The sequence below is a fragment of the Sulfurisphaera sp. genome (assembly GCF_059755235.1).
In genome coordinates, this window is record NZ_DBPRYF010000032.1 from 23,181 (window position 1) to 35,187 (window position 12,007).

A 12,007-nucleotide genomic window follows, 5' to 3' on the forward strand; every position below is an offset into this window, starting at 1 on the left:
ATCCAGTATTACTTTTTAAATTGTCACACTAATAAAGAGACTATTCAGGCGGAATTTCTTTATACACTAATGAGATGTCTATCCCTTCTTTCTTTCTAAAATACTTCGCTAAAGCATAAGTTATGACTCCTAAGCCCACAAGAGAGAATATGTAAGCAGTTGCAATTATATTTAACCCAGAAGTCCCTATTACGCTAAACGGGTAGTTATTGCTCGGTATTAATATTTCAACTTCAGTAGCGAGCATTAGAGCTGAAGAGAGTAAACTGACAGCAAGAATCTTTTTGTCTTTATCTTGGAGGCCAACTTTTACACCGGCTAAAGAGACAAGGAAGAGATAGGCAACAGCTAGAGGAGTATAAGAGTATAGTGCTGATGCACCGGAAATGGAGATAAGCGGGATTGTCAAAAATATCAAAGTTGTAATTAAGTCTAAGACGTGTGCATAGACTGGTGAACCCTGCTTATTTAATTTAGCAAATATTGAGGGGAAGAGTCTGTCAAAAGAGAAAGCAAAAACATACCTTGCAAAAACTACAACGCCAAATGCCATTACAAAATAATTCCATGCAATTAATCCAATACCTAAAATCCACTGCAGGACCGGATTAGACAAGTAAATTGCGACGCTCCAAAAGTTATAGGTATAAGAAGGATAATATGCTAAGTTAAATGCGGGTCCAGCAGCTAAATCCATTATAAGGAATGGAAAAGTTATCATAGCGAAAGTCATTATACTTCCTAAGATTAAGTTTAATTTTAAAGATCCTTCTTTTGCTTCTGAAGCTACTGCAGGTCCTGCGTAAAGCCAAATATAAGCGTAAGACATGAAGAAAGGTATCATGTAGAGGGTCGAGCCAAGACTGAATTTAAATGGTGTAACATTGCCAGTGATATTGAAGTCAGTTAGGAACGGTTGGATTTTTTGATGGAAATTTGGGATGTTTATGGCAACTATTATCATAGCCAAGATAAGTGTTGCTGAGGATAGAATTCCTAATGCAGTTGTTAACTTGAAACCCCATTTTGGCCTGAAAATATTTATCAAGATAATGATAACAAAGGAAATTGCCGCTAAAACGTAAAATAATAGCTCTTGGGACATTGTCAAGGTACCGTAAGGGTTAACAAATACATTATTTGCTAGATAAACTAGAGACGAAATGTGATTTAATGTACCTATCTCTAGGAAAACAAGGTTTATAGCTGCAACCGAGAAAAACGCTGACAATGCAAAGTAAGGTGGCATGTTGAATGCAAAAGCTACCCCCATAATTGATCCTAAAGCTCCATTTAGCTTCCTAGATATCCATATATAGTCTCCACCCGTCCTAGGGGTTCAGCTTACATAGGCATTCATAGGCCTATGTAAGCCTTGGGGTTCATTAGGCTCAGCCACCTTCTTGAGTTCATCGGTGGCATATCATCGCCCTTACCCCCTTTCGTGAAAACCCCTCCCAAAGCCCTCATCTGTGTCTTCCACCGAGGGATCATCTTCTTTATCACCGCACGGAAGAAGGTGCTCGGGCTCTGGGGAAAGCCACACATTTTGAGGTAAATATTTATAGCCCCGCAGAGCTGTCTGTCTAATTCCAACCCACACTTCACGCATTTAACCACCTGCCCCTCTTGGAGCTTTATCATCTTTCCTCCGCATCTGGGACAGGTTGAAGAAGTGTTCCTAGGATCGACCAGCTTTATCTCGGTTTTGTACGACATATAGCTAACTATCTGCTTCCAGTTCTGTTTAGCAGTATCTCTGTTGTGTTCCCGTGAATCATTAAACATCCCCTCTTTGTTTAAGTCCTCAAAGCCGTGAATTGCATTTGGGAACAACCTAGTCAGTATTGTAGTGAGTTTATGCACAAAATCCTTAGCTCTATTTCTCTCCCTCTCACCGTGCTCTGTTACTTTCTCCTTTACTGAGGACTTTTTGTTAGTTATGCTTTGAGCTCTCTTTCTCTTTATTTCGTGAACTCTGTGGATGTGGTACAACCCGCTCAGGTCAATTTTTATCCAACCGTATTTCGGTGAAAAGCCATCTAGGCTGAACAAGTTTGAGTCCCAACCAATATATTCAGCGTGATTTTTCTCCTCTTTTGGTTTTCTGAAAGTAATTACCAAGTCGCTCCTTGTCAGTATCAGCTCACCTAGATCCAGCCCTTTAACCCTGTTCTTAAGCCATGCTTTTGTTAAGTCAAACTCTAAGTACAGCTTCCTAGGGACTATCGTAACTCTAATTTTTCCATTCTTGTAGTTGTACAGAGTCTCCTTGACTCTAGCAAACAGCTTCTTGACCGTAGGTTTTGCTCTCTTCCTCTCCCCCTTAATGTGGTTTTTCCTCCAAGACTTCAAAATAGAATAAGCTACTTTTATTGCAGAATCAACGTAGTGGGAAGCATAAGACCAGCCCTTTAACAGCTCGTCCCTAAGCTTTTTCTTGAACTCCCTAGTCTTTGGAAGCAGTGGGATAAGTCGTTTAATTTGATAACATCTCTTTTTCCTCTTCCTTCCGCTTTCAATCTCATAACATTTCTCCTCCCACTTATCAATCCACGTGATATTATCTCAGATTATATCTATTGCTTTCTGTAGTAGGGAGCGGTAGCTGAACAGAAAACCATCAACATTGTAATTATGTTTGACCTTATAGCTAACAATCTTGTAGGAGTCTTTTTGTATCTTCAACACCTCCTTATCCGATTTCTGCAAAGTGCTCACATAGACGTCGAGTATATCTTTGCTGTATATTTCCATTCAATACAGTTTTTTTCTCATCTTCGCCTATCAAATCATATTATCACCTATTAAATATTTAATTGTTTCGGAAGGCATTTTCAGTAGAAGATAGGTATAAGTAAACACAAGGGGAAGGGAAATTAGGAATGTAATAAGAGAAGATAACCATAACAAAGACCCTGGTGTAGAATAAGGAGAGATCCCTTCAAATACAGCTAACCCAGCGCCCATGTTAGCTACATTCAGCATCACCAAATCCTTCAGAGTTGCGTTTTTGATAAGCCCAGAGCTTTCTCTCAAGAAAACTTTTCTTTGAGACATTAATTTAAAGTCCACTACAAAGTTAATAAACCGAACTCATGTTCGATTATCAAAAATCTGATTAAGGTATTGTTTTAATACCTTTCTTTTCAGCGATTTTTCTTAATTTATTATCAAAAGTAGCTAATTCTCCTCCTATTTTTAAGGTCAAAGAAAGTATAATAAAATCGTTCAAATTCTTTAACGAGTACGACATTTCATTGAGTAAGTTAACGGCATTTGCTATCGTTTCTATGTCCTCTGGTATTATTGTGAAATTCTTCAGTTCTTCTATCTTAGTCTTTATAAAACTTAAGTCAGGGTATTTTTCTGTTAATACTTTTATATATTCATAAACTACTATCTGAGGAATTATTATATCTCCTCTTTCTATTATCTTCATACTTTGACTAAAGAATTCATTATCTTCGAATGTTGCATAAACCAAGACGTTAGTATCGACCACAATCATTCAAACGCCCTGTTTGCTATTTCTTCTATTTCCTCCACACTTATTTTTTCACCAAGTTTAGCTGTAGTCCATTTCTTTTTTATTGGTTTTATAATCACTTTGTCTCCCTCAATGATAAACTCAACATATTCTCCTTCTTTTATGTTTAGCATTTCTCTTATTTCATAGGGAATAGTGATTTGATAATTCCTTGTCACTTTAGAAACATATTTGCTCATAGTAGTTACTTGAAAATAGTAATATATAAGGATAGCTAGTAACAACACGAGAGAAAGAATAAAACTTATTGAGAGAAAATACTTAGTATGATTATTTCTACAGTTAAATTGCCTGAAGAATGCAAAAGATTAATTCCAGTAAAAGATGATAACTTGTCTGACCAAGATATCGAGAACGCTGAAATTTTGATGTTATGGCCATCACAAGCAAGAGAGTTATTACCAAAGGCAAAAAAAGCAAAAATCATTCAGACTTTTTCAGCTGGTGTCGATGATTTCCCTTTTGAGCTATTAAGGAAAGACCAAGAACTTTACTCAAATGCAGGAGCATATTCTACTTCAGTTGCTGAACATGCATTCGGTTTAATTTTGGCATTAGCTAAAGGTGTTGGGCTTAAGAAAAAGGTCGAGACATATCTTTTGAATAATTCAATTCTTATGGTTTTAGGTGCTGGAGGAATAGGTTCAGAAGTTGCAAAAATAGGTAAGCTTGGTTTCAATATGTATGTTATAGGTGTTTCAAGGTCATTTAAGAGCAATCACTTCGATGAAAAATACTCGTTAAAAGACCTTCCAAACGTAATTGGAAAGGCTGATGTGGTAGTTGTTACCCTTCCTTTAAATAAGGAAACAAGGGGAATATTAAATTACTCCGTTCTTTCCAAAGTGAAGGAAAGAAGTATAATAGTCAATGTAGGGAGGGCTGAGACTATTGTTGAAGAGGATGTGTACAAGTTGTTGAAAGAAAAACCCGGTGTTAGATTTGGGACTGATGTTTTCTGGAGGGTTAATGGGAAAGAGAATTTTTCAACGAGTAAACTCTGGGAGTTGGAGAATTTTACTGGGACTCCTCATATTGCAGGAGCTTCTTCTAGTTCAAATACGCTTAAAAATGCACTACTTCAAGCGTGTAAAAATGTTTATAAAATAATTTCTGAAGGAAATGGTGATAATAAAGTTAGGATTGAAGATTATATATAAGAGCTTATTAAACTAGTAACTATGGAGGATCATAAAGGGCAGATAATTGAATTTTTGAAATCTTCTAAACTTAATTTTGAAAATGGCTTCTATGATATTTCAGCGTTTTTAGCTGAAGAGGCACTTCATCTATACCTAGTTACTTCTTCCCTCAAATACAACGTTGTAGTCCCTTGGTACCTAGACTTCGATGCTCTATTAAGGATTCTTGAAAAGCATGAGCCTAGATTTAAGGAGATAAGAAAGGAAAGGGTAATGATAAAATTCTTTGATCAAATTAGAATCGAATTTAGGTATTCCGTCCCTATGAAAATTGACAAAGAAACGGCTGAAAAAGTCATAAGTTTCGTGGAGTCATTAATCAATTTAGATCTTTAGCCATATAAGGACCTAGTTTGTAATACCCTTTCTTTCTATAATATTCTCTTGCACCTATACCAGATAGAACAAGAACTCTCTTGGCATCAAACTCCTCAGCAGATATCCTTTCTGCCTCAGCCAATAATTTCCCTCCAAAGCCCTTATGTTGGAATGAGAAATCATCTAAGATATGTACTGGAACTTCTGGTCCATAGACGTGTAATTCTCTGACAATCGTAGTTTTTGAGCTAATTTCTTCTCTATGTGCTTTTTCAGATGGGTACCTGAGCCTTAAGTACCCAATTAAGATCCCATCATCATCTTCAAAGGATAGAAGCACTTCAGTCCCTCCGCTTGCCTCATATTCATACTTTCTTAGTCTCGGTTCTTTTGGTAAAATTCCATCGTGTAACCATCTTATTCCAACTTCTCTATACCTAATTTCATTATTCTTTATCCCTTTCTCTTTAACTCTTTTTTCTACAAGTTCCCTTAAATTCCCCTTCTTATTCCCATCCAAGATTATGTTAGCAGGTATGTCTCTTTGAATTCTCATGACTCTTACCCAAGGTGGAATAAATCTATACATTTCAGAAATTAATTCTACAAGCGTTTCTGTGTCGTATGGCTTGTATAACCCTCTTTTCCATAACTCAGCTAATGGTGCTGTTTCAACGACTAGTGTAGGATAAATTTTAAGCATATCTGGCATAAAATCCGGGTCTGTAACCATTATTTTAAAGGCTTCCAAGTCTTTGTCTGGGTCTGAACTGGGCAAACCCAACATAACATGATAAACTATCTTGAACCCAGAATCTTTCAGTATCCTTGTTGATTCTATAGAGTCTTTTACAGTGTGCCCTCTATTTGTCTTTTGTAAAATATCATCGTAGACAGTCTGTACCCCTAACTCAACCTTAGTTACCCCCAGCCTCAACATTTGATTAGCATGCCACTCTTTCCCCCAGTCAGGTTTAGTTTCCACAGTCATTCCCACGCATCTTATATTTGCAGTTTCATTCCTCAACTGAGCATCTTCAAGATAAACAAAATTTGGTTTTTCTGGTGAAGGATATCTGTTCATTCCTTCCAAGGCTTGTGTGACAAACCATTCTTGGTAATCTAACGGAGTAGAAAGAAAAGTCCCTCCCATGATTATTAGCTCAACTTTACTTGGTATATGACCATTTGCTTCATATTGCTTTAACCTTGACTGGACTTGGTAAAAAGAATGGTAATTGTTTTCTATTGCTCTCATCAAAGTCGGTTCCTTACCATAGTAACTTTGTGGGGTTCCATATTCCACTCCTCCCGGGCAAAATATACACTTACCATGGGGGCATTTATGAGGATGAGTCATTATAGAGACAATTGTAACTCCAGATAGCATTCGCACTGGTTTTCTAATTAGCACATGAGTACTTTATCAAATGAGGTAATAAGCTTGTTTTTACTGAATTTTTATCTTCGAGTTTTTACTAAATGTAGATATGTTTTTATACACGAGTGTTTACTTATTGAAATATGAGACTCACTTGGAGGTCAGTTTTGGTCTCTGGTATGGGAGTATTCACAGATGGTTATAATCTTTACTCTCTGTCCCTAGTAATTTACACAATAGCAAACTTCATCTCATTGAATAAAGTTACGGAAGGGGTTCTTGTAGCTGGTTCTTATTTCGGTGCAGCAATTTCCGCTATAATATTCGGTGCAATCTCAGATTTCAAGGGAAGAAAGAAGATGTATGGTATAGACGTTACTCTCATGACTATCGGTGCTATAGCCCAAGCACTATCACAGAACTATGCGGAGTTATTTCTATCCCGTTTAATTTTAGGAATGGGTATTGGGGCAGATTATGTTCTTTCACCAATCATTGTAGCAGAAAATGTCGAAGCTAAAAATAGAGGGAAAATGATGGTTATTACTTTTGCTGTACTATGGGGATTAGGAGCGGTTTTTGCAGCTTTTGTTGATCAGATAGCTTCGATGTTTTTGCCTGCAAGCTTGGCATGGAGAGTGGCTTTAGGAGTAGGTGCGATACCAGCGTTTTCTGTTATTCTTGCAAGAAGGAAATTGACTGAAACTTTAATGTTCTTAAGCAAAGTTAAACCATTAGATGAAGAAATTAACAAATTAAAAACTGATTTCGGCGTCTTTCTGGGAGTTAATTTAGATAGAGAGAAGTTTATTAACAGGTTAAAAGCCTCTTTGCCATTTATAATAGTTGCGTCAGTCCTATGGTTGCTTTATGATATTTATTCATCCACTTTTGCCATTTACGGACCAATAACTATTGCTTATAATCTAGGTTTAACACCAATAACGTTTACTTATGTTGCTCAATTCCTTGCTGGGATCCCAGGGCAACTGGTCTGCATTTATCTTATCGACAGAATAGGAAGGAAAAAGCTAATTACCGTCGGTTATGCCGGTGTAGCTTTATGGCTGATAATGTACTCACTCCTTCTTATCGACCCCTACTTATTTGGATTTAAGCCAATGCCTACATTGGTCGGTGAAGCTGCAGTTCTGGGCTTTTCGTTTTACATGCTAAACTATTTCTTCTCTGCAATGGGTCCAGCGTCTATTATAGGTTCAGCGATGATAACCCCAGAATTAGTTTACACAAAAGTCAGGGGGACGGGGCAAGCAATTACTGTTGCAATTGATAGATTAGCTTCAGCGACTGTGATTTCAGCGTTCCCATCACTTGTGAGTATAATAGGTCTAGGGGGGATGGTAGGAATTTATGCAGGGATTGCTTTAGCCTCTAGCTTAATAACGCTATTCTTTGTACCAGAAACAAAAGAAAAAGAGTTGGATTCTATTACAAGACCTTCCTCGCAGCATATTCCACAATCTCATTAGTGGCAGGGTGTTGATCAGCAAAACTTGCTAATTGCCTAGCTGTCAAGCCATGTGCTACTGCTTGTCCAACTTCATTTATTAAATACTGGGAGTGTACTCCAACCATCCATGCACCAATTAATCTCAAGCTACCTCTTTCAAAGATAAGTTTTAGTACTCCTTCTCTTTCGTCATATATTTGCGACATAACTTCATCTTCCATGTTGTAAGTAGCCTCTATTGTTTCAATCCCCATTTTTCTTGCTTGACTAGGCATTATTCCAACATATGAGGCAGAAGGAACTGAGTAAATTGTTGCTGGGATACTTTTTATGTCAACGTAATCTATAGGAACTCCGTTGCTCATTATATTATAAGCTGCAGCAATGCTCATCCTTACTGCGGCGTGAAAGTAAGGAGCTTTTCCATTAACATCACCTGTTGCAAATATATTTGGTAGGTTAGTCCTCATTGCCTCATCTACAACAATATGCTTAGACTTGTCTAATGCAATTCCTATATTTTCAATACCTTCTGGTAAAACTGGCTTTCTTCCAGTAGCTAGAAGAACAAGATTTGTGGTTATACTTTTCTTAGACCCGTCTTTATCAGAGTAAATTACTTGGTACTCATCTTCTTTTATTTTTTTAACTTCTAAAACCGGTGAGTTGTATCTTATATCTAGATTTAGAATAGGCAAAAGTGTATTGGCTATCTCATCGTCAATTCCTCTTAATGCTTTATCTCCTCTAACTAGTAAATGAGTCTTTACCCCTAGTATTCCAAAGATTGATGCTACTTCAATAGCTATATATCCACCTCCAATTATCACCATATCTTGAGGGAGTTTTCTCAAAGGAGTTTTGTAAGAAAACAGATCGTCACTAGTTATACAATGTTCGCTACCCGGGAAATTGGGCTTAAATGGTTCACTCCCCGAAGCGACTATCATGTACTTAGTTTCAGCCTCAATCTCTTTTCCTTCTTCAGTCTTTACTGTGACATGAGTCAAGTCTTTGATTTTTACAACGCCTTTATAAAATGTAACTGTGTTATATTCAGCTAATTCTCTTTTATGTTGCTTAAATCTTGTCTCTTGTACAAAGTCTTTATGGTTTTGTATTGTTTCAAAGTCTATTGGTATTTCATGCTTTATCATCCTTTTTGCTCTCCATACTGTTTCAGAAATCTCCCTAACTGTTTTTGACGGCACACAGCCACTGTAAAGACAATTTCCTCCTAATTCTCCTTTAGGATCTGCCATTAACACGGTATAGCTAGATTTTGCTAATCTGAATGCCCCAGGATAACCTCCTCCACCGGCACCTATAACAACTACATCGAACTTCATACCATATCTATAGTACTTTCCATTTTATTTTTTCCTAATTTAGACCTTTAACTATTTCTTCCGCTGTAGGTCTATATTCTGGGTTTACATTTAGACTTCTAAGAATTACATTTGCTAAATCTTGTGGCGTGTTTTGAGGTAATGAAGGTTTCCAGCTTGAGAGGACTTGCTTCGCTTGCTGTACGTTTTTTAAAGCTTCACCAATGTTACCAGAAAGATAACTGTCTATTGCTCTATTCAAGATGTCGGAAATGGGGTTATCTTTCTTCAAAATCAACAAAGTGTAGGCTGTCATTCCTAACGCAAATATATCCATCTTTGGATTTGCCCCTTTTCCTAAAATGATGGCCTCAATTTGTTCTGGTGGACAATAACCCGGTGTTGCTTGGCTTATTTTTTCACCAATCCTTACAGCTGAACCAAGATCGCCTAATTTTACGCTACCTATTATATTTCTGTAAACTTCCTCTGGGTTTTTGCCCAGCTCTCTAGAAAAGAATATGTTCTCTGGCTTTACATCTAAGTGTACAAAGCCATTTGAGTGAAGGAAAGCTAATGCTCCTGCTACTTCTTTTACTATTTCTTTAACTATTAATGGCCAATAAGTAGAGTAAGCTATTTGACTTTCTGCCAAATTCAAGGAAGTCCTTCCACTCATATATTCCATGATTATTGCAGGTGGGTAGTTGTAATACACTTCAGCGTTTCCTTTAAGGATCGACCTCAAGTTATTTGAATCTATAAATATCCCGTATATTCTAACAAACTTAGGATTTTTAGAAAGGTTCTTTAACGTTTCAGATTCCTTAAATATTGAGTCAAAATTTGATGCCATTGACACAGTAACGTTAGAAGATGGTGATATAGAGAAAACTTTTATCGCATATAATGACCCATCCTTCTCAGCTTTCAAAACATATCCATTTCCTCCAGTCCCTATAACTGACAATACCTTGTAACCATACATTTCTTTCCCAACCCATATATTAGGATCCCATTTGTCTAGAGGAGGAAGGATTGGTTTAGTGTTTTGCTGTATTGTTGGCTGGACGTAACTTGTGTACTCTATAACGACCCTATCTCCTCTCTTTATAATTCCGTTATCTACCGCAGGTTTAAAGGTAACATTTCCAATAGTTATTTCCTTTGCACTCCATAAAGCCTCCTTACTGTTAAATAATGGTACGGTAATTATGGATGAAGTTGAAGCAGAGTACTCCATATTATTTACTATAACTGACCACTGAATATTTGATGGCAAGCCCTTTGATTGAAAATAGGCAAAGCAGTGAGGAAATTTATCTACCGGCGGAAGTGTGTTTGCCTTATTGAATTTCACGATCCCTTTTCTTCCTTCTTTAACTGTAATAGTAGTGGTATCTGGTATGAAATAATATCCAGAAATAAACTGAGGGCAAAAAGTGATTTCAACTCTTTTACATCTAATAGAGTTTCTGTTCTCTGCTTTAAAAACTCCGTTTATTTCTGCATACCATATAGCATTTTTTGGTAAACCTTCTATTTTCGCTATAGCAGGATATCCTTTCCCAGTTGCTGCGCGTAAATTAGCAAAGCCTAGTGCAGAAAAAAGAGAAAGAAATATAACAAATGTGTTAATGAATGGGATCCCCGAAATAACATGAAATATAACTAATAACACTAGGATTATTAGCTCCCAAATCCATGGAATGGCAATTGCAACTACGCCTAAACCTAACGCTATAAAAAACTGTAACGGAAATGATGATGTAGATAAGAAAGGTAGGGCTAACGTGATAAACGAAAGAACAACAGAAATAGGAGTGAAGTAACGAGTAAATGAGCTAATATAGGAAGAGGCAAGTGAAGCTATGATGAAGTAAATTGGGATTGAATACAACTTGTCTAAGTCAAGGGAATAGGATAAAACTACACCTAGTGTTGCAATTATGGATGATACAAGTAAATGCCTATTCATGGGTAGTGATTTGAACATTTTTATATAAGTTTAATCGCTTGATTCATTAACAATCTGTTGAAGTTCTTCATACCCTTGTTGAATAAAAGAAAGCTGTGAATAGTGAGTTAACAAATATGAGGAGTTATAAGAGTTCACTTCTGCAGGGTCTATTATATGACCAATTAACATGTATGTCCCTTTTTTCCGCTAACAATTATTAATGTGGGTATATGTGGCGGGTTTCCAAGATATGCTGCTGGCTGGAAGAAGCTTCCAGAAGCCCACTTTTGAGTTACATAAGTCTTCACAATGTCATAGTATTGAGGTAGTTCTTGTTTTATCAATGATAACCCATAACTAACATAATTACTGATGATCGTCCCATTTGCAGTAGCGTTCAAATACCTGTTATAAAGATAAAGGAATTTAAAGTGAACAGTAGAATTTGGAACAAAAGAAGTGAATATAACCCCGGGTGTATTAGGATAAACGTCATTTGGGTCTGAATAGGTCATGTTATATGTAAGTTTACCGTAATGAGAAAGGAAATCTAACAAAACCCAACTATCTGTAGCACCGTAAGGACAACCATACTAGCTTACTAGAACAATACATGTATATGAGGATCCTTAATTACTAACCTTAAAAAACATGTTTAGCGGAACTTCAAATGGTTGCAATATGTAGGGAGAGACTAGAAGTATTACAAAGACTGCAACGGCAACTCCTATTATCAAGTTTTTACTTTCACAATTTGTTTTTGAGGTTAAAAATTAAAATTTCTTTTCTTGTACTGA

12 protein-coding genes and 2 pseudogenes are annotated in these 12,007 nt (G+C 36.7%); 3 read left to right on the forward strand and 11 right to left on the reverse strand.

All coding sequences use genetic code 11. From position 1 onward, the window contains the following. Window positions 1-40: 40 nt before the first annotated feature. The 6 genes and pseudogenes from AC3OCB_RS05275 to AC3OCB_RS05300 all read right to left on the reverse strand — a co-directional run. Window positions 41-1,336, reverse strand: a pseudogene (locus AC3OCB_RS05275) (amino acid permease); the annotation flags it as partial. 20 nt (window positions 1,337-1,356) lie between these two features. Next, on the reverse strand, window positions 1,357-2,562 hold the full coding sequence (locus AC3OCB_RS05280) for a zinc ribbon domain-containing protein (RefSeq protein WP_498341279.1): 1,206 nt from the start codon (window positions 2,560-2,562) through the stop codon (window positions 1,357-1,359). 6 nt (window positions 2,563-2,568) lie between these two features. Next, window positions 2,569-2,757, reverse strand: coding sequence for a hypothetical protein (locus AC3OCB_RS05285; protein ID WP_498341211.1), 189 nt, complete (start codon window positions 2,755-2,757; stop codon window positions 2,569-2,571). Between the two features lie 72 nt (window positions 2,758-2,829). Beyond that, window positions 2,830-3,060: pseudogene (locus tag AC3OCB_RS05290) on the reverse strand (amino acid permease); the annotation flags it as partial. Between the two features lie 61 nt (window positions 3,061-3,121). Continuing rightward, the gene (locus tag AC3OCB_RS05295; protein WP_498341212.1) at window positions 3,122-3,511 is read right to left on the reverse strand and encodes a PIN domain-containing protein; all 390 of its coding nucleotides are present in this window, start codon (window positions 3,509-3,511) and stop codon (window positions 3,122-3,124) included. Continuing rightward, complete coding sequence (locus AC3OCB_RS05300) at window positions 3,508-3,729, reverse strand: AbrB/MazE/SpoVT family DNA-binding domain-containing protein (protein ID WP_498341214.1); 222 nt, start codon at window positions 3,727-3,729, stop codon at window positions 3,508-3,510. Before AC3OCB_RS05300 ends, AC3OCB_RS05295 begins: the two co-directional genes overlap by 4 nt. An 87-nt stretch (window positions 3,730-3,816) precedes the next feature. On the opposite strand from AC3OCB_RS05300, the gene AC3OCB_RS05305 reads away from it, so the two are divergent. Together AC3OCB_RS05305 and AC3OCB_RS05310 are read left to right on the forward strand one after the other, a co-directional pair. Further along, complete coding sequence (locus AC3OCB_RS05305) at window positions 3,817-4,710, forward strand: 2-hydroxyacid dehydrogenase (RefSeq protein WP_498341215.1); 894 nt, start codon at window positions 3,817-3,819, stop codon at window positions 4,708-4,710. Window positions 4,711-4,731: 21 nt separating this feature from the next. Further along, complete coding sequence (locus AC3OCB_RS05310) at window positions 4,732-5,088, forward strand: HEPN domain-containing protein (RefSeq protein ID WP_498341216.1); 357 nt, start codon at window positions 4,732-4,734, stop codon at window positions 5,086-5,088. Here the strand turns inward: AC3OCB_RS05310 and AC3OCB_RS05315 are convergent. Next, the gene (locus AC3OCB_RS05315; protein WP_498341280.1) at window positions 5,072-6,460 is read right to left on the reverse strand and encodes a tRNA uridine(34) 5-carboxymethylaminomethyl modification radical SAM/GNAT enzyme Elp3; all 1,389 of its coding nucleotides are present in this window, start codon (window positions 6,458-6,460) and stop codon (window positions 5,072-5,074) included. The two genes, AC3OCB_RS05310 and AC3OCB_RS05315, sit on opposite strands and share 17 nt — an antisense overlap. 134 nt (window positions 6,461-6,594) lie before the next feature. Between AC3OCB_RS05315 and AC3OCB_RS05320 the strand changes: the two genes are divergently transcribed. After that, window positions 6,595-7,941 (forward strand): MFS transporter, encoded by a 1,347-nt coding sequence (locus AC3OCB_RS05320; RefSeq protein ID WP_498341217.1) that lies wholly within the window; start codon window positions 6,595-6,597, stop codon window positions 7,939-7,941. Here the strand turns inward: AC3OCB_RS05320 and AC3OCB_RS05325 are convergent. From AC3OCB_RS05325 to AC3OCB_RS05340, 4 genes are read right to left on the reverse strand one after another with little or no spacing between them, the layout of a single operon-like run. After that, the gene (locus tag AC3OCB_RS05325) at window positions 7,901-9,271 is read right to left on the reverse strand and encodes a dihydrolipoyl dehydrogenase (RefSeq protein ID WP_498341218.1); all 1,371 of its coding nucleotides are present in this window, start codon (window positions 9,269-9,271) and stop codon (window positions 7,901-7,903) included. The two genes, AC3OCB_RS05320 and AC3OCB_RS05325, sit on opposite strands and share 41 nt — an antisense overlap. Before the next feature lie 34 nt (window positions 9,272-9,305). Continuing rightward, entirely contained in the window at window positions 9,306-11,228 is a 1,923-nt protein-coding gene (locus tag AC3OCB_RS05330; protein WP_498341220.1) for a serine/threonine-protein kinase, read from the reverse strand. A gap of 30 nt (window positions 11,229-11,258) precedes the next feature. Next, entirely contained in the window at window positions 11,259-11,399 is a 141-nt protein-coding gene (locus AC3OCB_RS05335; RefSeq protein ID WP_498341221.1) for a hypothetical protein, read from the reverse strand. Further along, window positions 11,393-11,767 (reverse strand): DUF929 family protein, encoded by a 375-nt coding sequence (locus AC3OCB_RS05340; RefSeq protein ID WP_498341223.1) that lies wholly within the window; start codon window positions 11,765-11,767, stop codon window positions 11,393-11,395. The genes AC3OCB_RS05335 and AC3OCB_RS05340 overlap by 7 nt, the downstream gene beginning before the upstream one ends. Window positions 11,768-12,007: the final 240 nt, after the last annotated feature.

Coding starts and splice junctions, on each gene's coding strand:
- AC3OCB_RS05285 (WP_498341211.1), bottom strand. CDS start 2,757: ATGGAAATATACAGCAAAGATATACTCGACGTCTATGTGAGCACTTTG.
- AC3OCB_RS05295 (WP_498341212.1), bottom strand. CDS start 3,511: ATGATTGTGGTCGATACTAACGTCTTGGTTTATGCAACATTCGAAGAT.
- AC3OCB_RS05300 (WP_498341214.1), bottom strand. CDS start 3,729: ATGAGCAAATATGTTTCTAAAGTGACAAGGAATTATCAAATCACTATT.
- AC3OCB_RS05305 (WP_498341215.1), top strand. CDS start 3,817: ATGATTATTTCTACAGTTAAATTGCCTGAAGAATGCAAAAGATTAATT.
- AC3OCB_RS05310 (WP_498341216.1), top strand. CDS start 4,732: ATGGAGGATCATAAAGGGCAGATAATTGAATTTTTGAAATCTTCTAAA.
- AC3OCB_RS05315 (WP_498341280.1), bottom strand. CDS start 6,460: ATGCTATCTGGAGTTACAATTGTCTCTATAATGACTCATCCTCATAAA.
- AC3OCB_RS05320 (WP_498341217.1), top strand. CDS start 6,595: ATGAGACTCACTTGGAGGTCAGTTTTGGTCTCTGGTATGGGAGTATTC.
- AC3OCB_RS05325 (WP_498341218.1), bottom strand. CDS start 9,271: ATGAAGTTCGATGTAGTTGTTATAGGTGCCGGTGGAGGAGGTTATCCT.
- AC3OCB_RS05330 (WP_498341220.1), bottom strand. CDS start 11,228: ATGAATAGGCATTTACTTGTATCATCCATAATTGCAACACTAGGTGTA.
- AC3OCB_RS05335 (WP_498341221.1), bottom strand. CDS start 11,399: ATGTTAATTGGTCATATAATAGACCCTGCAGAAGTGAACTCTTATAAC.